The organism is Alkaliphilus pronyensis (genome assembly GCF_009017275.1).
GTDB classification, from domain to species: domain Bacteria; phylum Bacillota; class Clostridia; order Peptostreptococcales; family Natronincolaceae; genus Alkaliphilus_C; species Alkaliphilus_C pronyensis.
Genome location: NZ_WBZC01000002.1, coordinates 62,334 through 83,491, shown reverse-complemented (window position 1 = coordinate 83,491; position 21,158 = coordinate 62,334). Strand labels below are relative to the sequence as shown.

The following is a 21,158-nucleotide window of genomic DNA, read 5'->3' as shown; positions in this document are numbered from 1 at the left end:
CTTTAAGCAAAGAAAAGGCAAAAAAAACTCGTTCTGATTCTATTATGCTGTTTAGTATGGATTCATCCGGAGAGAACCCTACTTTATTATTTGTATCACAGCTGTTCTCCTTTGCTAATCAGTATCAACTTGATTATTCTATTTAGATTTTATAATGAATTCTTAAAAAAATCTAAAAGGAATATATATAATATGGTAGCAATTATATTAGGGGGGAGAGAGGTAATTGAGCAGCATTATTAGAACAGCCTTAATTGGTTTGCTGGTGGGTATTATTGGTACAGGGCTAGGAGGGTCTATCGCCTTTTTGTTAAAGAGGCCTTCTAAAAGATTACTGAGTAGCATTATTGGTTTATCAAGCGGATTGATGATAGCTATTGTAACATTTGAGTTAGTTCCCGAGGCTTTTATGCTGGGTGGAATGCTTCAAGCATTGCTGGGGTTGGGTATCGGTGCTTTTGGTGCTGCACTATTAGATAGCTTTCTTTCAAGGCTCCGTTATATTCAAGCCCATGGTGGGCAAGGATATATAAAGACAGGTATTCTGTTGGGAGTAGGAATAGCCCTTCATAATTTCCCAGAAGGGTTAGCAATAGGCTCAGGCTTTGTTGCACAAGAGGGCTTAGGAATAGGTTTAGCTATAGTAATTGCACTTCATAACATACCTGAAGGACTGGCTATGGTAACTCCAATGAGGGCGGGGGGCTATTCCTCCTTTAAATGCCTCTTGATTACATTAATAGCTGGAGCACCAATGGGAGCTGGAGCTTTATTTGGTGCCTTCATTGGGGAACATGCCTATCGGCTGATTGGTTCATGCTTAGCCTTTGCCGGAGGAACTATGCTATTCATAACCTTAGGAGAGCTAATACCAAAGGGGAAAGAGCTGGATAATAGTAAAATATCAACTTTTTTTGCTATCATTGGCTTTATATTTGGGATTTTAATAGCAAAAAGGTTTTAGATTACATTGTTTAATTGGTTGATTTTAGTATAAAATATAAATGTGATAAGCAGGCAATAAAATGAAAGCTGTAGGTGGACAACTATGTATCAAATAATATCATGGATAGTTAGATATGTATTTATTGCTTTAATATACTATTTTATATATAGTATTATAAAGCTTATATATCTTGATATACAAGCCATTAATAAGCAGGGAAAAAGAAACATAGACAACCCCTATTTAAAGCTTATAAATAGAAAAGACCGACTCGATTTTAATGTACACGAGTTTTATGATCTAGGGGAAGTTACTACTATAGGTAGAGGCAATAAAAGTGATATACAGTTGGCAGATAAATATATATCTACAAATCACGCAAAAATTACACTAGATGAAGGCTCATACTTTATTGAAGATGTTGGAAGTGTTAATGGGACATACTTAAATAATACACAAATTGAGGATGTTGTAGAATTAAAAGAGGGAGATAGAATTGGACTAGGGCAGGTTGAATTCATATTTGTTAAAGAGGTGGAATAGATGTCGACTATAGGTAAATATCTAATTAGAAGTCCAATCAACATCCTAGTAATACTCAATTTACTTTTCTTTACTGTTGCTCAATTATACCTTGGACTAGATGACTATAGAGTTATAGCTTCTGGTGGGGTATTAACAGCTATAATGGTTATTTGCTACCTTATAATAGTAAAGCTAAACATGGGGGATCAATACATATATTTAATAATATCAATTCTTACTAGCATTGGTATAGTAATGTTGTATCGGTTAGTTCCCCAGTTGGGCTTTCAACAGGTAATATGGTTTACTATAGGAACTGTACTTTTCTTTTTATCCTATATAGTATTCTCTTGGATAAAAAAGTGGGAAAGCTATGTTTTTTTATATTTAGCTGTTGGTATTCTACTGTTTATAGTTACCTTTTTATTCGGATCAACAATAAAAGGGGCCAATAATTGGATTAAAATAGGAGACTTCACATTTCAGCCTGCAGAGGGAATAAAGCTATTATATGTTTTTTTTATTGCCAGCTATTTTAAATATCCAGAAAAGCTTAAGAATGTATATGTTTTTTTAGGCCTTGTTTATTTGCATATATTATTTCTAGTACTACAGCGGGATTTGGGTATGGCTATGCTTTTTTATGGTGTTTTTATCAGCATTTTTTATATATATCACACAAGCAGAAGACTACTTTTTTATAATATTGGAGCCTCGATGCTTATTGGTATACTCAGTTATTTTACCATGACCCATATAAGAGTTCGTTTTGAGGCGTGGTTAAATCCATGGGCAGACATAGCAGGAAGAGGGTATCAAATTACACAATCATTATTCGCAATAGCATCAGGTGGCTTTTTTGGTACAGGTATAGGATTAGGAAGTCCTGATTATATACCAGAGGTACACACTGATTTTATTTTTTCAGCCATATGTGAAGAGATGGGTATATTTGGTGGAATAGCAGTGATACTACTATATTTTATTTTGGTATATAGGGGCTTTAAAATTACACTAATGATTAAAGATACCTTTTACAGAATTGTCGCCCTAAGTATAACCTTGATATATAGTTATCAAACATTTATTATAATTGGAGGAGTCATTAAGCTAATACCTTTAACTGGTATCACCCTTCCTTTTATTAGCTATGGAGGTAGCTCTATTGTGTCGGCCTTTATTGCATTTGGGATTTTACAGGCCTTATCAAAAAAATCTCTTACAGGAGAGGAAGTTGTAGAAATTGAGTAGCCACAGAAAAACAATTCATTTAATTATATTTACCTGTATGCTGTTTCTCAGCTTAATCGTTTATCTCACATATTTTCAAGCTTTTAGGGCACAAACCATAGTAAATAATACCTATAATAAAAGGCTATGGCAACGGGAAGAGCAAACCTTACGTGGAAACATTTATGATAGAAATGGAGTGGTTTTAGCGGAATCAGTAATTGAAAATGATGTAATTTATCGAAAATACCCCCAGAACCGATTGTATAGCCACATTGTAGGCTATAGCCATAGACAATATGGAAGATCTGGAATTGAGGCCCAATACAATAATGATTTATTAGGCTATAATTCAGAGGGTGTAATTGACAAAATAAGAGATACAATAACTGGAGATAGGCACAAAGGAAATCATATTTATTTGACACTTAACCATAGCCTACAGCAAAAAGCAGAAGAGCTGCTTAGATGGAAGGTTGGCTCCATTGTTGCATTAGAGCCATCAACAGGCGAGGTTTTAGCATTAGTAAGCAAACCAGATTTTAATCCCAATAATTTAGTTGAGGAATGGACAGGTCTTGTGGATGATCCACTTAGCCCTTTACTAAATAGAGGAACATCTGGCTTGTATCCCCCAGGCTCTACATATAAAGTAATAATAACCACTGCAGTGTTGGAGGATGGAAATATTGATACAAATTATGTTTGCGAGGGCAGTATTAATATAGATGGCTATAACCTAACGGATTTAGGTGGAAGGGGCCATGGACCACTTGAATTATGGGGTTCACTTATGGTATCCTGCAACACTAATTATGCTAGAATGGCTGTAGAGCTTGGAGATGATAGGATAAGAGGAATATCCAAAAGATTTAAGCTGGAAGAAGACATTAATTCAGACTTTAACATACAAAAAAGCAGATTTCCCTATACTAAGGAAATGACAAAGACAGAACTGGCAGCCGTTGCTATTGGACAAGGGCGACTATTGGTAACACCAATTCATATGGCATTGGTTGCCTCAACCATAGCTAATGATGGATATATGCCATCTCCTAGAATCATTAAGGAAATAACGACTTCAGAGGGTAGAATTATAAAAGAAATTTCAACTAATCAAGAATCTATCATATCAGAGGAGGATGCCAATACAGTTAAGCTGATGATGAAGGCTGTTGTTGAGGATGGAACAGGGAAAAATGCAGAAATTGCTGGAATAAGTGTTGCCGGTAAAACTGGTACTGCTGAAAACCCTCAGGGTAAAAACCATGCATGGTTCATTGCCTTTGCACCTGTAGAAGAGCCTAAGATAGCAATTGCTGTTTTACTTGAAAATGAAGGAGTAACAGGTGGTGCCGTAGCTGCACCAATTGCACGAGACATGATTATAGAAGCATTAAAAAGGGGTGTATTAGATTGATGGAAACGATAATTATAGAAATAGACATTAATAATATAGATGAAGGTAAAATCCAACGCTGTGGAAGAATATTGAACCAGGGGGGAACAGTTGCGTTTCCAACAGAAACCGTATATGGCTTAGGTGCAAATGCCCTTAATGAAGAAGCCGTTAAAAAGATTTATTATGCAAAGGGGAGACCATCCGATAACCCTCTAATAATTCATATCTCAAATTTACAGGATGTTAAGCCACTTGTTAAGGATATATCCAATACAGCAATAATGGCTATGGAAAGCTTTTGGCCTGGTCCCTTAACCTTAGTGTTTAATAAAAGCAATCTAGTACCAGACATTGTAACTGGAGGCTTAGATACAGTAGCAATAAGATACCCAAGTCATCCCATAGCTAAAATGATTATAGACAAAGCAAAGGTACCAGTAGCTGCACCAAGTGCTAATCTTTCAGGAAAACCAAGCCCCACAAAGGGGAGCCACGTAATAAATGATCTAATGGGAAGAGTAGATGCTATAGTAGTGGCAGGAGATTGTAATGTAGGGCTTGAATCAACTGTACTTGATTTGACAGTAGAAGTACCTACTATTTTAAGACCAGGTGGGGTTACAAAGGAAATGCTTGAAAAGGTATTTGGTAAAATAGATGCCGATATTTCTATAATTCACCCTGAAAACAATAGAGCTCCAAAATCTCCTGGTATGAAGTATACACATTATGCTCCTAAGGCAGATATAATAATTTATAAAGGAGCAGAGCAGAAGGTTATTAGTGAAATTAATAGGAGGGCAAATGAACTAGCGGCAGAAGGGAAGACCGTTGGAATTATATGCACCAATGAAACTGAAGTTTATTATAATACAGGAATAATAAAATCAGTGGGCAGTAAAAAAAATATGAGGATAATTGCTTCACAGCTTTTTTCAGTGTTAAGGGATTTTGATGAAACCAATGCCCATATCATATTGGCAGAGGCTATCGAAGAAATAGAACTTGGACAAGCTATAATGAACAGATTAGCAAAGGCTGCGGCATATAGAATCGAAGATTTAGGGAGATGAGGCAAGTGAAAAAAATACTTTTTGTTTGTACAGGAAATACATGTAGAAGCAGTATGGCAGAGGCATTATTTAAAGAAATACTGAAAAAAGAGAATAGAACTGATATTGAAGTAATGTCAGCTGGAACAGGTGCCATTGATGGAGACAAAGCGTCATTTCAAGCAAGAGAAACAATGAAGGAGCTGGGGATTAATATAGAAGACCATAAATCAAAATATCTGTCTAAAAAAATGATAGATGAAGCAGATCTAGTATTAACTATGACATCTAATCACAAGGCTAAGGTTTTAAGCATATCCCCTAAAGCCGAAGGTAAAGTATTTACATTAAAGGAATACGCCTACACAGGTGAAAGTATTGAGGCTCTTTTAGATGAAATGGATGAGATATATAAGAGTATAAATGAAAAAAAGAAAATATTTATAAATGATAATATAAAAAAGCTAAATGAATTAAAAAACAAAAGGGAAGATCTTTTAAAGGAATTGCATAGGATTGATGACGATGTGAACCAATTAGAGGAAGAATTTAGAGACACAATCGAGAAACTAGAAGAAAGAATAATACAGTTAAAAGCAAGAATACCTGATCTGGAAATAGCTGATCCATTTGGTCAGCCAATAGATGAATATAGAAAAAGTGCTCATGAAATAAAGGAAAGCCTAGAAAAAATCATACAAAAAATAAAAAAATAAGAAATTAATTGCAGGATAAACTTCAATCAAGTAGAATAATACATAGGTTTGAGATTTTTTGAAGGGAGATGTTTAGGTGAAGATTGCAATCGGTAGTGATCATGGCGGATATGAGCTAAAGAAAATAATAAAAAAACATCTTCAGGGGAAAGCCATAAAGCTGAAGGATTTTGGAACTAATACTACAGATTCCTGTGACTATCCTGATTTTGCACTTGCAGTTGCAGAGGCAGTAGCTAATGGTGACTATGATAGAGGTGTATTGATATGTGGAACAGGCATAGGAATTTCTATTGCTGCAAATAAGGTGCCAGGAATTAGATGTGCACTGGTCAGTGATTGTTTTAGTGCGAAGGCCACACGTCAGCATAACGATACAAATGTTTTAGCCCTTGGGGGTAGAGTTTTAGGGCAAGGCTTAGCATTAGAAATCCTAGATACTTGGCTAAGCACAGAATTTGAAGGTGGACGACACAGCAGAAGAGTAGATTTAATTAGTCAAATAGAAAAGAAATACTGTAAAGGCAATGAGTAATGAGTAGTTAATAATAAGTAATTAGTAATGAGCAATTAATAATGAGTAATTAATGAAGAAATTTGCTAAAGCAAAATTCAACAACAACTCAACACTCAACATTACCTTCTGTAAGGTTTTGGTTCTTTTAATTAAATACTGAGGAGGAGTTTATATGGGTAAATTAATAGTTATTGATCATCCTTTAATTCAACATAAGTTAACCTTGATAAGAGATAAAAATACAGGGTCAAAGGATTTTAGAGAAATTGTTAAGGAAATGTCTATGCTTATAGGATATGAAATTACAAGAGATCTTCCGTTGCAGGAGGTAGAGGTAGAAACACCACTATGTGTAACTAAATCAAAATCTCTATCTGGTAAAAAGCTGGGTATAATACCCATATTAAGGGCAGGGCTTGGCATGGTTGATGGAGTTCTACAGCTGATACCTGCAGCAAAGGTAGGTCATGTAGGTCTATACAGAGATCCTGTAACACTTGAGCCTGTTGAGTATTATTGTAAACTCCCCACAGATGTAGAAGAGAGAGACTTGATTGTACTAGACCCTATGCTAGCAACCGGTGGCTCGGCAATGGCGGCAATAAAGTTTCTAAAGGATAAAGGTGCATCAAACATTAAACTTGCATGTATAATTGCATCTCCAGAGGGAATTAAAGTAGTGCAGGATCACCATGAAGATGTGGATATTTATGTAGCATCGGTTGATGAAAAACTGGACGAGAATGCCTACATTGTACCTGGCTTAGGTGATGCTGGAGACAGGTTGTTTGGAACCAAGTAAATAAGGTATATTTAGGAATATTAAGTTTTAATTACAATACCAATATTTTCAGTAAAATGTGATACAATATTGAAGTAGGAAAATATTGAAGGGGTTACCCCTATGCCCGATTGGGAGGAGATTATATGCGTCCTTCGTGGGACGAATACTTTATGGAAATGGCAGAAGTAGTAAAAAGCAGGTCTACCTGTGTTAGAAGGCAGGTGGGGGCTGTTATTGTAAAGAATAAACGTGTATTGGCCAGTGGATACAACGGGGCTCCAAGTGGTCTTAAGCATTGTAGTGAAGTTGGATGCTTAAGGGACAAGCTTAATATTCCCTCGGGGGAAAGACACGAGCTATGTAGAGGTATTCATGCAGAGCAGAATACTATTATACAAGCAGCCTATTACGGAGTAGAAATAAAAGGCAGTACATTATATGTAACATTGCAACCATGTATATTATGTACAAAAATTCTAATTAATGCTGGAATTGAGAGGGTTGTGTTGAAGGGAAAATACCCCGACCAATTCTCTGAGGCAATGCTGTTGGAAGCAGGAATTCAAATGGAAAAAATCGATTAATTAGGGATTTTGAAACATTGAAAGTTAAAAAATAATAGTGTAACATTATGCTTAGGTGATTTCTACACAAAGGAGTGGAACAATGGTAAACTTATTCATGGCTTTTTTCTTTGCCCTAATGATTTCATATATATTAACTCCATATGCTAAAAAGCTTGCCTATAAAATTGGTGCAGTAGATGTTCCAAAGGACAACAGAAGGGTACATACCCACCCTATTCCAAGAATGGGTGGCTTAGCAATATTTTTAGCCTTTGCTATAACAGCATTAATAACTGTGCCAATAGATAAAAGCTTTAAAGGAATACTTATTGGAGCAACAATGATTACTGCTATAGGAATTATTGACGATGTAAAGCAAATTTCTGCAAAATACAAGTTAATTGTTCAGTTATTGGCAGCAGCTGTAGTTATGTATTGTGGCATTAAAATTGAATACATTCATGTACCTATATTGGGTGAATGGCTCCAATTCGGTAAATATAGCTATATAGTTACAATTATCTGGATTATAGGTATTACAAATGCAGTAAATCTTATTGATGGTTTAGATGGATTAGCTGCTGGAGTATCAATTATAGCAGCTGTTACACTGGGGTATATTGCATTTACCCACGGACGGCAAGAAGTAGCTATACTTTTATTTATCCTTGCAGGTGGGTCTGCTGGATTCCTACCCTATAATTTTAATCCAGCAAAAATATTTATGGGGGATACTGGAGCCTTACTAATCGGCTTTTTACTGGCAACTATATCAATTGAAGGGGTAATAAAAAGTGCAACCACCATTGCTGTTGCAATTCCAGTTTTAGCCCTAGGAGTGCCAGTGTTTGATACTGCCTTTGCAATAGTTAGAAGACTGATTAATAAAAGACCTATAATGGAGGCCGATAAGGGTCATCTTCATCATAGGCTTATAGAATATGGTTTGAGTCAAAAGCAAACTGTTTTAGTGCTGTACTTTATTAGCATGGTGCTGGGGGGCAGTGCTGTATTTATATCAGATACCAGCAGCAATACTGCCTATCTCGTTATAGTATCCATTGGTTTAATAGTGCTGTTGGGTGCATTAAGAGTTGGATTGATGGAAAAAAGCAGCAGAAAGGCCAACGGGTAACACAAACACAGGGGGACGGTTCTCCTGTGTTATCTTTTTTTAATATCGATATTTAGTTACTAACTTATTATCTTAACGATTTCTCTTCTCAGATTGTTTATACAACTCCTTAGTATGTTTCACCTACTTAACTACATTTTTACTCATCTACATCTTTCTTATAGGAATATCTCCATTCATCAATTTACGTTCTGCTACAGTAAGTTCTATATTAGCTTTATCAACATACACTTCTCCCATTTTCATACCTAATTTAGTTATTATGTTTCTAAATATTTTCATGGGCCCACACAGTATATATTAGCATTTCATACTAGTGGTTATTTTTTGAACCTCTATGGTTGACCCAAAGACTTAAAATAATGTTAATAATATTAGAATTACTCAGAGAAAAATGCTAACATACAAACAAATTTGAGATTTAAAACAAGTAATATTGAGAGTTAAAACAAGTAATATTGGGATTATAATCACAATGCTGGCTTTTTTGAATATAATCTATTGGGTAAACTAATAGGTTTGTCTTGATATTAGGGATATTTAAACTAAATCCATTTAGGAGTGGTATCATGAAGAAAGCTTGCTTAGAGAAAAAGAAACAATTGATCAAAAAATCTAATGAGGATAGAGAATACAAGCAGCTACTGCATTCTCTTATTAAAGAAAAAAGCCTGAAATTGAATGATACAAGCTTAGAGGCATTTGCTCATAGTAAAGGTGACTTTTTTACAGAAATATTGAAAATGGATATAAGTGAAGAGATAAAGGTATACTTTATTATGTCTCCTAGGGGTACTCACTCATTCGCTAGTGAAGTGACTACCTTAAAGGATAAGGTATTTGTGAAGGGCTTTAAAATGGTGAGTAATGAAATGACATTGGACTATGAATTTGAATTTGATAGTGCTGAATATGACGAAATAATATCAGACTTGAACAAAAAACAAGAATATATTAGTGAAGAGGAGCAAGAGGAGAAAAATATTGAAGCAACAGGCCTTTTACCTTGTATTTACGGCAACTGGTGTGGACCTATGTGTAGCGGCCCTGATGCTCCTATTAGTGCAGTAGACAGATGCTGTATGCACCATGACCAATGCTATGGAGAGCAGGGTTATTTCAACTGTGACTGCGATAGGGAAATTATAATATGCTTACTACCTTATTATTATATGGGGAGTGAATGGGCCATTTTAATTACTGAGTATTTCCTTCTGCAATACAACATTAATTGTAGCTAGAAGAAGCATTGTTTCTATTCCTTTTAGTACAGAATACCCCCTGGTATAGAAATTAGGGGGTATTAAATATCCCTATAGAAGTGATTCCAGCCTATATCCCCAGATAATATAAATAGGTGGAAAAAACAAAATAGTCATTGCTAAATTTCCATAGAAGGCAAGCTTACCTATTCTTTTTATAGTCTGGGAGGAGACACTTTTTACGAGTCCAATACAGCCAATGATAGTCCCCAGGAAACAGCTAATATACATAATGAGCCACTCTGATCCGAATAGACGTATATTTAATGGATTAAATAGCTGTACAAAAGCAATTATTAGTAATATAAAAGAAATAATTCTAAGAGTACTAAACAAACAAAAGCTCCTTTTTTCCACATAAACCCTCCTTGTAGATATTTGTTGGTTTGATGCCTTTATTATATCATGGGGGCTTTTTTATGTAAAAAAACTAGTAATTTAAAGGCTTATAATAGGCTTATATCAGTAAATTATGCCACTATTCTATGATGAAAAAAGATAGGTCTTCCTTTTATCTTTACGTTATACATTCGATGGTATTTGACGAACTCAATACACTAGTGATGAGAGAGGAACTCATTTTGTTGTTTCGTTTTCAATTATTTCTTTGTTTAAATAGTTATATACCTGAGAAATTATGACGATAGATGCAGATGAAAATGAGAATATATTTAAAAATTGACTTATTTTATGATATTTATAAATAGAAAACACACCAAACAAGAATCCTATAGAAAGTAAAACTATATAAATAACTTTCTTAGCTTTATTTTCTTTAATTCTACTATTTTTTAATACTATACATACAACAAATAGTACATAGTACAATGTTACATAGGTATGATTATAAGTAATAACAGGTAAGTCATGCATTTGGAAAAAATCATAGTATATATAATAAGTTCTAATGTTAATATAAGATATTACTATAAACATTAAAATATTTATACATATTAAACAATATTTAATTATAGTCTTTTTACCCTCTATTTTCATTATCTCTCACCAACTAATTCTTATTTTTTTTAAACACGAGGGGACGGTTCTTGTGTGTCACCTACACATTACCATACTTTACCATATATTATACTATAACTTAGAAAAAATACAAGTCTACTTCTGGCTGAGAATTTAAGGTTAGTAACGCCGCTGAGATAAAACTATCAAAAAATTATTGGTATCAGTTGCCTAGTAAAGCCGCAAATTTTAGTAAACACAACGGATTTAGATGGATTAAAAGCAATTTTTTTGAGATGCCTAGTTAGTGACTTTAGCTTATGAATCTGATATGATACTTGTGTATAGAATTTTCAATAAATAACATAATCTAACTAACCAAGCATAGGCTGTATACTGGCAGCTTCTTTAGGCGTGTAAACTAATCCACAAAGCCAAGTACATATTATAATAAAATAATCTAGAAAGGATAGTGTATAGTGAGGGACTAAGTGGTTTCATTATACAGGTGTGATTCCAATGCCAAGAAAAGCCAGAGAAAAAAGTAGTACGGGAATATATCATGTAATGCTTAGAGGAATAAATGGTCAAACCATTTTTACAGATAATGAAGATTTTCAATTATTCATTAACACCATTAGAGAGTTTAAAGATGTTAGCAAATATGAGCTATATGCCTATTGCCTTATGACTAATCATATCCATTTGCTAATAAAAGAAGGCATAGAGGATTTATCGATTGCCTTCAGGAGAATAGGTGCTAAATATGTTTACTGGTATAATTTAAAACACAAAAGAATAGGACATTTGTTTCAAGATAGATACAAAAGTGAAGTGGTGGAAAACGACAAATACCTACTAACAGTACTTAGATACATACACCAAAACCCAGTCAAAGCTGGAATTGCTAAAAGTGTAGCTGAGTATCGTTGGAGTAGCTATGCAGAGTTTAATGGAGATAAGGATTTATGTGATACTAAGTTTCCATTAAGCTTGTTTTCAGACGATAGGAAAAAGGCATTAGAGCTATTTAAAAACTTCAACTTAGAGATAAATAAGGACAAATGCCTTGACTATGAAGAAATATTAAGGATAGATGACAAAACTGCAGCCAATATAATTAAAGATGTTGCAGGAGTAAAAAATCCAACACAGATTCAGGATATTGAGAAGGATAAAAGAGATAATATAATTAAGGATTTAAAAGAAAAAGGCTTATCCATAAGGCAAATTGAAAGACTAACAGGTATAAGCTTTGGTATAATAAGGAGAATATAGGACACAGAAGAACCGTCCCCCTGTGCTAGGAGAAAGGAGTAGATTATGAAAAGGTTAAAGGTATTAACTGTTTTTGGAACACGTCCAGAGGCAATAAAAATGGCACCACTGGTAAATAGATTAGAGCAACATAATAATATTGAATCGATTGTATGTGTCACTGCCCAGCATAGAGAAATGCTAGATATGGTACTTGATCTTTTTAATATTGCTCCCGATTATGACTTAAACATAATGAAGCATGGTCAAAGCATATCGGATATAACGGTGGCAGTATTAAAGGGGCTTGAGGAGATATTATTAAAGGAGCAGCCACATATAGTACTGGTACATGGTGATACAACTACCACATTTGTAGCTTCACTGGCAGCCTTTTATCAAAAAATAAAGGTAGGTCACGTAGAAGCAGGGCTTAGAAGCGGAAATATCTATTCTCCATACCCAGAAGAAATGAATAGAAAACTAACATCTAGTCTAGCTAATATTCATTTTGCACCTACAAAAGAAAACTATAGCAATTTACTAAAAGAGGGTGTTGATGGTAAAAATATATGTATTACTGGAAACACAGTTATAGATGCTCTTCTGCAGGTGGTAAAGGATAACTATGTCTTCCACAATAAAATGCTAAATGATATTAATTATGAAGATAAAAAGGTTATTGTAATGACCTGCCACAGAAGAGAAAACTGGGGAGAGCCTATGGTGAATATATTTAAGGCGGTAGCTGAGGTTGTCGAAAATAACAGAGATGTTGAGGTGATATTCCCAGTACATTTAAACCCTCATATTAGGAAGCTAGCACAGGAAATACTTGGAGATAGCTGTAGAATACACTTAATTGAGCCTATGGAATATGAAGAATTTGCTAACCTTTTAAATAAAGCATATTTAATCTTAACTGACTCGGGGGGAATACAAGAAGAGGCTCCATCGTTAGGTAAGCCAATATTAGTGCTACGAACTGAAACAGAAAGACCAGAAGCGGTTAAAGCAGGAACCTTAAAGGTTATTGGGGTAAGTAAAAAGCAAATTGTTGAAGAGGTAGAAAACCTTTTAACAGATGAAATTATTTATAGACAGATGGCAACTGCATCAAATCCTTATGGAGATGGAAAGGCAAGTGACAGAATTATTCAAGAATTACTGAATAGAATAAGTACATAATGACTATGCATTTAGTATAAATGAAATTAAGTAAAATGATTAAGTCAAATACAGTTAAACATTTAACAAAATAAAACTTTTATTCATAACTTCTTTATTTTTATTAGTAAAAAAAAAAGGAAAACAGTTGTTAATGTCGAAATATACTCAGTGGTCTTTCTAGACGTATAAAACAGTTTGCTAAAAAATGTATAAATATTTATATGAATTAAAATTTATAAAACCTGCAATATATGATAAAATATTATCAAACTTAAACAGGATTTCTTTTGTTAATTAATTATAAAGGATTATAAATGAGAAAAGGAGAATACTTTTTAGTAAGGAGAAGGGTATGGCAAAAAAAAGAGGTCATATACTTGAGAATCTTAGCCTAGTAAGCTATTTAGGAGTGTCTATGATTGTACCAATTATTGGAGGAGTATATCTTGGAAGATGGATTGACAGTTTGCTTAATTCTCAGCCAATATTTTTATTTGCATTTATAATAATGGGAGTAATTGTGGCCTTTACAAATCTTTTTAAAATTGCAACAAAAGATATTGATAAAAAGAAAAGGAAGTGACGCAGTGGATTCTGTGAACCAAACACAGTTGAAAATGCTAAAAAATGCATTGCTGCTTAATGGGTTATTCTGTATAATTGCACTAGTTTTTTTAGAAAACCCTATTACATTTGTGGTTGGTGTAATATTTGGTACGACATTTTCACTATTAAATTTTAGATTATTATACTTAACATTAAATAAGGCTGTACATATGCCTCCACCAAAGGCACAAGCCTACGCCACATCTAGATACTTATTACGCTATACAATTACTGGAATTGTTATATTTATTTCTTTAAAGGCTGATTATATTAACATTTTAGGAACAATTGCTGGCTTAGTTTCATTAAAGTTGGTAATCCTAAAATCAGAGCTCTTCAATAGCAAAGAATATTTTAAAAACATTTTTAAGAGAAAGGAGGAGAGGTAATGGAAGGGTTTGGTCCCAGAATCGCATTTGAATTACCTATATTTGGCGGAATACCCATTAGTGATACTGTTGTTAATACCTGGATTATTATGGCTATCCTGATAGCTTTTGCAGTTTTAGCTTCTAAAAAGCTAGAAAAAATTCCTAAAGGCTTTCAAAATGTTACAGAGGCTATTGTAGAATCATTAAACAGCTTAACAGTTCAAACAATGGGAGAAGACAAGCTTTTTTTCGCTCCTTATATGGGAACACTTTTTTTATTTCTTTTACTGGCAAACCTTTGGGGATTACTTGGCCTGAGGCAACCGACAGCAGATATTAATACAACATTTGGATTAGCCATTATGACATTTATAGCAATTCACTTCTTTGGTGCAAAATCAAAAGGAATTGGAGGATACCTTAAGGGTTTCTTTGAACCTCTACCTTTTTTATTCCCGTTAAACGTAATGGGTGAACTATCAACACCAATATCATTAGCCTTCCGTTTGTTTGGAAACATGGTAGGAGGCTTTATCATTATTGGGTTACTCTATGGTGGTCTTACTAGTTTAAGTAATATGATTGGATTAAGCTTTTTCCCAATATTCCAAGCTGGAGTACCAATAATTTTTCACCTGTATTTTGATTTGTTTTCAGGCGTTTTACAATCGTTTATTTTTGTAATGCTTTCGATGGTTTTCATATCGATGCAAATGGATTAAATATTTTTATCACCTAAGGGGGTGAGAGCTTGGAAAACACAAACTTTATTATGCGGTTTTTAGAATGGCTAATGTCATTTGATAGAAAGGCAATAATTTTAGCAGCATCTGCCATAGGAGCAGGATTGGCCATGATAGCAGGTATAGGTCCTGGAGTAGGGCAAGGATATGCAGCTGGAAAAGGTGCAGAGGCTGTTAGCTATAATCCCAAAAGTGGTAGGCAGGCTACTACTGTTATGCTGCTAGGTGCAGCTGTAGCAGAAACCTCTGGGATATTATCTTTAGTTATCTCATTGATTTTGCTGTATGCAAATCCATTAGTTAATGTTACAGGAGCAGCTATTGTTGTTGCTGCCTCAGCTATAGGTGCAGGTCTATCAATGATTGCTGGTATTGGCCCTGGCATTGGTCAAGGATACGCTGCAGGTAAAGGGACTGAAATGGTTGGTAAAAGACCAAGACTACAGTCATCTATAATTAGAACTATGTTTTTAGGGCAGGCTGTTGCCCAAACAACTGGGATTTATGCAATGATTATTGCATTGGTACTTATGTTTGCAAATCCATTAATAGGTTTACTTTAAAATTAATAAATATAAAAATTACAAGAATATTAAAGGAGGAAATAATATTATGGAACCAATTACAGGTAGAGCATTAATATTAGCAGCTTCAGCTATAGGAGCAGGTTTAGCTATGATAGCAGGTATAGGCCCTGGAATAGGACAGGGATATGCTGCAGGTAAAGGTGCTGAAGGTGTAGGTAGACAACCAGAGGCACAGGGTGATATTGTTAGAACAATGCTTTTAGGTGCTGCTGTTGCAGAGACAACTGGTATTTATGGGTTGATAGTTGCGCTAATCCTGCTATTTGCCAATCCACTAGTTAATCTATTATAGACAGTCGGGGGAATAATAATTTGCCCCATACTATAGAAAGGAGGCAAAGGGATGTTAGGATTAGTGGAATTTGGTTGGACCTTTGTATTTCAAATTGTTAACTTTCTGATTCTTTACTTTGTTTTAAAGAAGTATTTATTTAAACCAATAACTGGCTATATGAGTAATAGAACAGAAAAAATTGAAAATGCCTTTAAGGATGCAGAGAATAAAACCAAAGAAGCCAATGAATTATATGAAGAATACAAGTTAAAGCTTGAAAACATAAAGGAAGAAAGAAACAATATTATTAAAGAAGCAACAAGAAGAGCGGAAGAGCGAAGTGACGAGATTATCAAGGTTGCTGAAGAGGATGCAAAAAAGCTAGTAGAAAGAGCTACTCAAGACATTGAAAGAGAGAAGCAAAAAGCTGTTAATGAGTTAAAAGACCAATTGTCATCTCTTGCTATAATTACTGCATCTAAGGTTATTGAAAAGGAAATAGATCAACAGACTCACCAGCAACTGATTCAGAAATTTATTGATGAGGTAGGGGAAGTAACATGGCAGAACTAGTAGCAAAGCGGTATGCTTATGCTTTATTTGAAGTTGGTATTGAGGATAATAAAATACAAGCCCTCAAGGAAGAGCTTCAATATGTGGATGCCTGCATAAAAGAATACAGTCAGTTAGCAGATTTATTGAGTTCTCCGCTGATTCAACAAGAGGATAAAAAAGATATTTTAGCCCAGTGCTTTAAAGACAAAGTAAGCAAGGAAATATTAAACTTTCTATATGTATTGGTTGATAAGAGAAGGCAAAGCTTTATTAACCAAATTACAGAAGAGTTTGTACAACTGGCAGATGAATCTAAAAACATGGTGTCGGCTACTGCCATTACAGCTGCACCAATGCTGGAGGATGATATATTTAAGCTTCAAGTTAAGCTATCTAAGTCTTCTGGAAAGAATGTACATTTGATTAATGAAATAGATACTGAAGTTTTAGGCGGTATCCTCATAAAAATGGGAGATAAAGTCATTGATGGAACAATAAAAAACAGATTGGGGCAAATGAAAGAACAATTGTCGCAAATTATAGTATAGGATAGGGGTGATATCACGTGAATCTTAGACCTGAAGAGATCAGCTCCATAATAAAGGAGCAGATAAAAAGATATGAAAGTAAACTAGAAGTTAAAGACGTAGGAACTGTTATTCAGGTTGGTGATGGTATTGCAAGGGTCCATGGGTTAGAAAAGTGTATGGCCGGCGAACTACTGGAATTCACTGGTGGTGTATATGGCATGGCACTAAACCTTGAAGAAGATAACGTTGGATGCGTTCTTCTAGGCTCTGATGATAAAATTAAGGAAGGGGATACAGTAAAACGTACCCAAAGAATAGTTGAGGTTCCTGTAGGTGATGCATTATTAGGTAGAGTTGTTAATGCTCTAGGTCAAGCGATAGATGGAAAGGGACCAATCAACACAGATAAGTATCGACCTGTTGAGAGAGTAGCACCTGGAATTATAAAAAGAAAATCAGTACATGAGCCATTACAAACTGGTATAAAGTCAATAGATTCAATGATTCCAATAGGTAGAGGTCAGCGTGAGCTTATAATAGGTGACCGTCAAACAGGTAAAACCGCAATAGCTATTGATACCATTATTAATCAAAAGAATACAGATGTTATTTGTATTTATGTTGCTATAGGACAGAAAAAATCAACAGTTGCTCAAATTCAAGATGTATTAGTCAAGCATGGTGCTATGGACTATACTATTATAGTTTCAGCTACTGCAAGTGAGTTGGCACCATTACAATATTTAGCACCATACTCAGGCTGTGCAATGGGTGAAGAATTTATGGATTCTGGAAAGCATGTTTTAATTATTTATGATGATTTATCTAAGCATGCTGTTGCCTATAGAGCAATGTCATTATTATTAAGAAGACCACCAGGACGTGAAGCATATCCAGGAGATGTTTTCTATCTACATAGTAGATTGTTGGAGAGGGCTGCAAAGCTTAATGAAGAAAATGGTGGCGGATCATTAACTGCATTACCAATGATTGAAACACAGGCAGGAGATGTTTCTGCATATATACCCACAAACGTAATCTCTATTACAGATGGACAAATCTTCTTAGAATCTGAGCTATTCTATTCTGGTATTCGACCAGCTGTAAATCCTGGTATATCTGTATCAAGGGTTGGTGGTAGTGCACAAATTAAAGCTATGAAAAAGGTAGCTGGAAAGCTAAGGCTAGAGCTAGCACAGTATAGAGAGCTTGCTGCCTTTGCACAATTTGGATCAGACCTAGATAAAGAAACTCAAGAGCGATTAGCCCAAGGTGAAAGGATTATTGAGATTCTTAAGCAACCTCAATATCAGCCTGTTTCTGTAGAAAACCAAGTAATGATAATATACGCAGTAACAAATAAATATTTAACAGATATAGAATTAGATAAAATTAGAAGCTTCGAGAGTGAGTTTTTAACCTATATGAAGGATCATCATCCAGAGGTTGGAGCCTTCATTAAAGAGCAAGGACTATTAGATGAAAAAATGGAGAATACGCTTAAGGCTGCAATTGAAGAGTTTAAAAAGCAATTTAAGCAGAATCTTGAATAAACGGTTAATACCATTTAACCGGGAGGTGAGATATTGGCTGGACTAGGAATGAGGGACATTAAAAGACGTATCAAGAGTGTAAACAGTACAAAGCAAATTACCAAGGCTATGGAACTGGTCTCCTCAGCTAAGTTGAGAAAGGCTAAGGAACATCTTGAAAAGACAAGACCTTATTTCAATATGATAGGTGAAACAATTAATGAAATAGTTGCTTCTACAAAAGGTGTAAAGCACAATTATATAACACCAAGAGCAGTAGAAAAAACAGGGTACATTATCATAACTGCTGACCGTGGACTATGTGGAGGATATAACTCTAATGTAATTAAAACCGCTATAAGTCATTTGGAGGACAAGGAAAGAGCTTCCATTATTGCAGTAGGGCAAAGAGGTAGAGATTACTTCAAGAAAAGAAGCTTTGACCTAGATGGTGAGTTTTTAAGCCCATCGGAAAATCCAACCTATAGCTATGCCCATAATATTGGTGAGCTTAGCAGAGAGCTTTATAAGCAGGAATTAGTGGATGAAGTATATATTATATATACAGAGTTTATTTCAACAATTAGCTATAAGCCGAGAGTGGTAAAATTATTGCCCCTAGAGGTAAATGAAGAAGCCGCTGTTAAAGAAAGAGAGGAACGGATGACCTATGAGCCTTCACCAGAGGCAGTGTTAGATTATCTTATTCCCAAGTACATTGATAGTATGATCTACGGAGCAATTGTTGAATCGGCTGCAAGCGAGCAAGGAGCTAGAAGAGTTGCTATGGAAAGCGCAACCGATAATGCAGAAGAAATGATAGATAGTTTAAAGCTACAATACAATAGAGCAAGGCAAGCTTCCATCACACAGGAAATTGCAGAAATAGTTGGTGGAGCTGAAGCGCTTAAATAAAGTAATAAGTAATATGTAATAAGTAATAAGGAAAAATAGAGAAATACACTAAAAAGTCCTTTTACATATAACATATACCATACAACCTATTACTTTGAAATTATTTCGTTAGGAGGTTAGGTAATGGCTGAAGCAAGGGTCGGCAAAGTGGGCCAGATTATTGGTCCTGTTGTAGATATAAAATATAATAGTGAAGAATTACCAGCACTGTTAAATGCCATCAAGATAAAAGCAGAAGACCACACTGTTACAGTTGAAGTGGCACAGCATACAGGAGACGATACAGTTAGATGTGTTGCCATGAGCTCCACCGATGGATTAATCAGGGGCATGGATGCAATTGATACAGGTGGACCTATTACAATACCAGTAGGCAGACCTACACTTGGTAGGATATTTAACGTACTAGGTGAAGTGGTGGATGAAAAGGAGCCAGTTGTTTCGGAATTCTCATCCCCTATACATCGACAGCCACCAAGCTTCGAAGAACAGGAGACAGCAACAGAAATCTTCGAAACAGGTATTAAGGTAGTTGACTTAATTGCACCCTACTCAAAGGGTGGTAAGATTGGATTATTCGGTGGTGCAGGTGTTGGTAAAACAGTTCTTATAATGGAGCTAATTAATAATATAGCAAAGGAGCATGGTGGGTTATCTGTATTTGCTGGAGTTGGTGAACGTACCAGAGAAGGAAATGACCTTTATCATGAAATGATTGACTCTGGAGTTATAGATAAAACAACTTTAGTATACGGGCAAATGAATGAACCACCAGGTGCAAGAATGCGTGTAGGGTTAGCAGGCCTTACCATGGCTGAATATTTTAGAGACCAAGAAGGACAAGATGTACTTCTATTTATTGATAATATATTTAGATTTACTCAAGCAGGTAGTGAGGTTTCGGCACTACTGGGACGTATGCCTAGTGCAGTAGGATATCAGCCTACCCTAGCAACAGAGATGGGAGTTTTACAGGAGAGAATTACATCAACTAAAAAGGGATCTATAACATCTGTTCAAGCTGTTTATGTTCCAGCAGATGATTTAACAGACCCAGCTCCTGCTACCACCTTTGCCCACTTAGATGCTACAACAGTTCTATCACGTCAAATTTCAGAATTAGGTATTTATCCAGCGGTAGATCCATTGGACTCAACCTCAAGAATACTAGACCCAGCAGTTGTTGGTGAAGAGCATTATAGCGTGGCTAGGGGAGTACAGGAGGTATTACAAAGATATAAAGAGCTTCAAGATATAATTGCCATATTAGGTATGGATGAGTTATCAGATGAGGACAAACTTATTGTATCAAGAGCAAGAAAAATTCAGCGTTTCTTATCTCAACCATTCCATGTTGCAGAGCAGTTCACTGGTATGGCTGGAAAGTATGTTCCATTGAAGGAAACAATTAGAGGCTTTAAAGAGATATTAGAGGGTAAGCATGATGATTTACCTGAATCAGCCTTTTTATTCGTAGGTTCCATAGAAGAAGCTGTAGAAAAAGCCAAAGGGAAGTAGGTGATGAG

Annotated in this window: 26 protein-coding genes; 23 read left to right on the top strand and 3 right to left on the bottom strand. The window is 35.2% G+C overall.

What is annotated here, in order from left to right; translation table 11 throughout:
- Window positions 1-226: 226 nt before the first annotated feature.
- The 10 genes from F8154_RS00800 to F8154_RS00755 all read left to right on the top strand — a co-directional run bounded on the left by F8154_RS00800 (window position 227) and on the right by F8154_RS00755 (window position 8,873).
- Window positions 227-964, top strand: a complete 738-nt coding sequence (locus F8154_RS00800; RefSeq protein WP_243141116.1) for a ZIP family metal transporter — start codon at window positions 227-229, stop codon at window positions 962-964.
- A gap of 84 nt (window positions 965-1,048) precedes the next feature.
- Window positions 1,049-1,489 carry an FHA domain-containing protein gene (locus F8154_RS00795; RefSeq protein WP_151859681.1) on the top strand — a complete coding sequence of 147 codons (441 nt, stop codon included), beginning with the start codon at window positions 1,049-1,051 and terminating at the stop codon, window positions 1,487-1,489.
- A complete protein-coding gene (locus F8154_RS00790; RefSeq protein WP_151859680.1) occupies window positions 1,490-2,722 on the top strand; it encodes an FtsW/RodA/SpoVE family cell cycle protein in 1,233 nt (410 codons plus the stop codon).
- Complete coding sequence (locus tag F8154_RS00785) at window positions 2,715-4,121, top strand: peptidoglycan D,D-transpeptidase FtsI family protein (RefSeq protein ID WP_151859679.1); 1,407 nt, start codon at window positions 2,715-2,717, stop codon at window positions 4,119-4,121. Before F8154_RS00790 ends, F8154_RS00785 begins: the two co-directional genes overlap by 8 nt.
- Entirely contained in the window at window positions 4,121-5,176 is a 1,056-nt protein-coding gene (locus tag F8154_RS00780) for an L-threonylcarbamoyladenylate synthase (RefSeq protein WP_151859686.1), read from the top strand. Before F8154_RS00785 ends, F8154_RS00780 begins: the two co-directional genes overlap by 1 nt.
- 5 nt (window positions 5,177-5,181) lie before the next feature.
- Window positions 5,182-5,871: a low molecular weight protein arginine phosphatase gene (locus tag F8154_RS00775; protein ID WP_243141115.1), complete on the top strand. Its 690-nt coding sequence runs from the start codon at window positions 5,182-5,184 to the stop codon at window positions 5,869-5,871.
- Window positions 5,872-5,947: 76 nt separating this feature from the next.
- Window positions 5,948-6,406, top strand: coding sequence for a ribose 5-phosphate isomerase B (rpiB, locus tag F8154_RS00770; protein WP_151859677.1), 459 nt, complete (start codon window positions 5,948-5,950; stop codon window positions 6,404-6,406).
- Window positions 6,407-6,560: 154 nt separating this feature from the next.
- Window positions 6,561-7,190 (top strand): uracil phosphoribosyltransferase, encoded by a 630-nt coding sequence (gene upp / locus F8154_RS00765; protein WP_151859676.1) that lies wholly within the window; start codon window positions 6,561-6,563, stop codon window positions 7,188-7,190.
- 125 nt (window positions 7,191-7,315) lie between these two features.
- Window positions 7,316-7,756, top strand: coding sequence for a deoxycytidylate deaminase (locus F8154_RS00760; protein ID WP_151859675.1), 441 nt, complete (start codon window positions 7,316-7,318; stop codon window positions 7,754-7,756).
- 82 nt (window positions 7,757-7,838) lie between these two features.
- Entirely contained in the window at window positions 7,839-8,873 is a 1,035-nt protein-coding gene (locus F8154_RS00755) for a glycosyltransferase family 4 protein (RefSeq protein WP_151859674.1), read from the top strand.
- Window positions 8,874-9,020: 147 nt separating this feature from the next.
- On the opposite strand, the gene F8154_RS15460 is transcribed toward F8154_RS00755, so the two are convergent.
- Complete coding sequence (locus F8154_RS15460) at window positions 9,021-9,155, bottom strand: hypothetical protein (RefSeq protein WP_279237155.1); 135 nt, start codon at window positions 9,153-9,155, stop codon at window positions 9,021-9,023.
- Window positions 9,156-9,442: 287 nt separating this feature from the next.
- Between F8154_RS15460 and F8154_RS00750 the strand changes: the two genes are divergently transcribed.
- Entirely contained in the window at window positions 9,443-10,114 is a 672-nt protein-coding gene (locus tag F8154_RS00750; RefSeq protein ID WP_151859673.1) for a hypothetical protein, read from the top strand.
- 72 nt (window positions 10,115-10,186) lie between these two features.
- Here the strand turns inward: F8154_RS00750 and F8154_RS00745 are convergent, their stop codons facing one another.
- On the bottom strand, window positions 10,187-10,492 hold the full coding sequence (locus F8154_RS00745; protein WP_151859672.1) for a hypothetical protein: 306 nt from the start codon (window positions 10,490-10,492) through the stop codon (window positions 10,187-10,189).
- A 219-nt stretch (window positions 10,493-10,711) separates the two neighbouring features.
- Window positions 10,712-11,008 carry a hypothetical protein gene (locus F8154_RS14950; RefSeq protein WP_192930099.1) on the bottom strand — a complete coding sequence of 99 codons (297 nt, stop codon included), beginning with the start codon at window positions 11,006-11,008 and terminating at the stop codon, window positions 10,712-10,714.
- Window positions 11,009-11,611: 603 nt separating this feature from the next.
- Between F8154_RS14950 and F8154_RS00740 the strand changes: the two genes are divergently transcribed.
- The 12 genes from F8154_RS00740 to atpD all read left to right on the top strand — a co-directional run bounded on the left by F8154_RS00740 (window position 11,612) and on the right by atpD (window position 21,150).
- Window positions 11,612-12,370 carry a transposase gene (locus tag F8154_RS00740; RefSeq protein ID WP_151859671.1) on the top strand — a complete coding sequence of 253 codons (759 nt, stop codon included), beginning with the start codon at window positions 11,612-11,614 and terminating at the stop codon, window positions 12,368-12,370.
- A gap of 45 nt (window positions 12,371-12,415) precedes the next feature.
- Window positions 12,416-13,537 (top strand): non-hydrolyzing UDP-N-acetylglucosamine 2-epimerase, encoded by a 1,122-nt coding sequence (wecB, locus tag F8154_RS00735; protein ID WP_151859670.1) that lies wholly within the window; start codon window positions 12,416-12,418, stop codon window positions 13,535-13,537.
- Between the two features lie 334 nt (window positions 13,538-13,871).
- On the top strand, window positions 13,872-14,102 hold the full coding sequence (locus F8154_RS00730) for an AtpZ/AtpI family protein (protein ID WP_151859669.1): 231 nt from the start codon (window positions 13,872-13,874) through the stop codon (window positions 14,100-14,102).
- Entirely contained in the window at window positions 14,080-14,514 is a 435-nt protein-coding gene (locus F8154_RS00725) for an ATP synthase subunit I (protein WP_192930098.1), read from the top strand. The genes F8154_RS00730 and F8154_RS00725 overlap by 23 nt, the downstream gene beginning before the upstream one ends.
- The gene (atpB, locus tag F8154_RS00720) at window positions 14,514-15,218 is read left to right on the top strand and encodes a F0F1 ATP synthase subunit A (protein WP_151859667.1); all 705 of its coding nucleotides are present in this window, start codon (window positions 14,514-14,516) and stop codon (window positions 15,216-15,218) included. The genes F8154_RS00725 and atpB overlap by 1 nt, the downstream gene beginning before the upstream one ends.
- 29 nt (window positions 15,219-15,247) lie before the next feature.
- A complete protein-coding gene (atpE, locus tag F8154_RS00715; protein WP_243141114.1) occupies window positions 15,248-15,802 on the top strand; it encodes an ATP synthase F0 subunit C in 555 nt (184 codons plus the stop codon).
- Between the two features lie 49 nt (window positions 15,803-15,851).
- Entirely contained in the window at window positions 15,852-16,118 is a 267-nt protein-coding gene (gene atpE, locus F8154_RS00710) for an ATP synthase F0 subunit C (protein ID WP_151859666.1), read from the top strand.
- Window positions 16,119-16,169: 51 nt separating this feature from the next.
- Complete coding sequence (atpF, locus tag F8154_RS00705; RefSeq protein WP_151859665.1) at window positions 16,170-16,673, top strand: F0F1 ATP synthase subunit B; 504 nt, start codon at window positions 16,170-16,172, stop codon at window positions 16,671-16,673.
- Window positions 16,661-17,203, top strand: coding sequence for a F0F1 ATP synthase subunit delta (locus tag F8154_RS00700; protein ID WP_151859664.1), 543 nt, complete (start codon window positions 16,661-16,663; stop codon window positions 17,201-17,203). The genes atpF and F8154_RS00700 overlap by 13 nt, the downstream gene beginning before the upstream one ends.
- A gap of 17 nt (window positions 17,204-17,220) precedes the next feature.
- Window positions 17,221-18,738, top strand: a complete 1,518-nt coding sequence (gene atpA, locus F8154_RS00695; protein WP_151859663.1) for a F0F1 ATP synthase subunit alpha — start codon at window positions 17,221-17,223, stop codon at window positions 18,736-18,738.
- Window positions 18,739-18,771: 33 nt separating this feature from the next.
- Window positions 18,772-19,632 carry an ATP synthase F1 subunit gamma gene (atpG, locus tag F8154_RS00690; RefSeq protein WP_243141113.1) on the top strand — a complete coding sequence of 287 codons (861 nt, stop codon included), beginning with the start codon at window positions 18,772-18,774 and terminating at the stop codon, window positions 19,630-19,632.
- 123 nt (window positions 19,633-19,755) lie between these two features.
- Window positions 19,756-21,150 carry a F0F1 ATP synthase subunit beta gene (gene atpD / locus F8154_RS00685; protein WP_151859662.1) on the top strand — a complete coding sequence of 465 codons (1,395 nt, stop codon included), beginning with the start codon at window positions 19,756-19,758 and terminating at the stop codon, window positions 21,148-21,150.
- Window positions 21,151-21,158: the final 8 nt, after the last annotated feature.

Coding starts and splice junctions, on each gene's coding strand:
- atpE (WP_151859666.1), top strand. CDS start 15,852: ATGGAACCAATTACAGGTAGAGCATTAATATTAGCAGCTTCAGCTATA.
- F8154_RS00795 (WP_151859681.1), top strand. CDS start 1,049: ATGTATCAAATAATATCATGGATAGTTAGATATGTATTTATTGCTTTA.
- F8154_RS00750 (WP_151859673.1), top strand. CDS start 9,443: ATGAAGAAAGCTTGCTTAGAGAAAAAGAAACAATTGATCAAAAAATCT.
- F8154_RS00700 (WP_151859664.1), top strand. CDS start 16,661: ATGGCAGAACTAGTAGCAAAGCGGTATGCTTATGCTTTATTTGAAGTT.
- atpD (WP_151859662.1), top strand. CDS start 19,756: ATGGCTGAAGCAAGGGTCGGCAAAGTGGGCCAGATTATTGGTCCTGTT.
- F8154_RS00755 (WP_151859674.1), top strand. CDS start 7,839: ATGGTAAACTTATTCATGGCTTTTTTCTTTGCCCTAATGATTTCATAT.
- wecB (WP_151859670.1), top strand. CDS start 12,416: ATGAAAAGGTTAAAGGTATTAACTGTTTTTGGAACACGTCCAGAGGCA.
- F8154_RS00740 (WP_151859671.1), top strand. CDS start 11,612: ATGCCAAGAAAAGCCAGAGAAAAAAGTAGTACGGGAATATATCATGTA.
- upp (WP_151859676.1), top strand. CDS start 6,561: ATGGGTAAATTAATAGTTATTGATCATCCTTTAATTCAACATAAGTTA.
- F8154_RS14950 (WP_192930099.1), bottom strand. CDS start 11,008: ATGCATGACTTACCTGTTATTACTTATAATCATACCTATGTAACATTG.
- F8154_RS00780 (WP_151859686.1), top strand. CDS start 4,121: ATGGAAACGATAATTATAGAAATAGACATTAATAATATAGATGAAGGT.
- F8154_RS00790 (WP_151859680.1), top strand. CDS start 1,490: ATGTCGACTATAGGTAAATATCTAATTAGAAGTCCAATCAACATCCTA.
- atpF (WP_151859665.1), top strand. CDS start 16,170: ATGTTAGGATTAGTGGAATTTGGTTGGACCTTTGTATTTCAAATTGTT.
- F8154_RS00760 (WP_151859675.1), top strand. CDS start 7,316: ATGCGTCCTTCGTGGGACGAATACTTTATGGAAATGGCAGAAGTAGTA.
- atpB (WP_151859667.1), top strand. CDS start 14,514: ATGGAAGGGTTTGGTCCCAGAATCGCATTTGAATTACCTATATTTGGC.
- F8154_RS15460 (WP_279237155.1), bottom strand. CDS start 9,155: ATGAAAATATTTAGAAACATAATAACTAAATTAGGTATGAAAATGGGA.
- F8154_RS00730 (WP_151859669.1), top strand. CDS start 13,872: ATGGCAAAAAAAAGAGGTCATATACTTGAGAATCTTAGCCTAGTAAGC.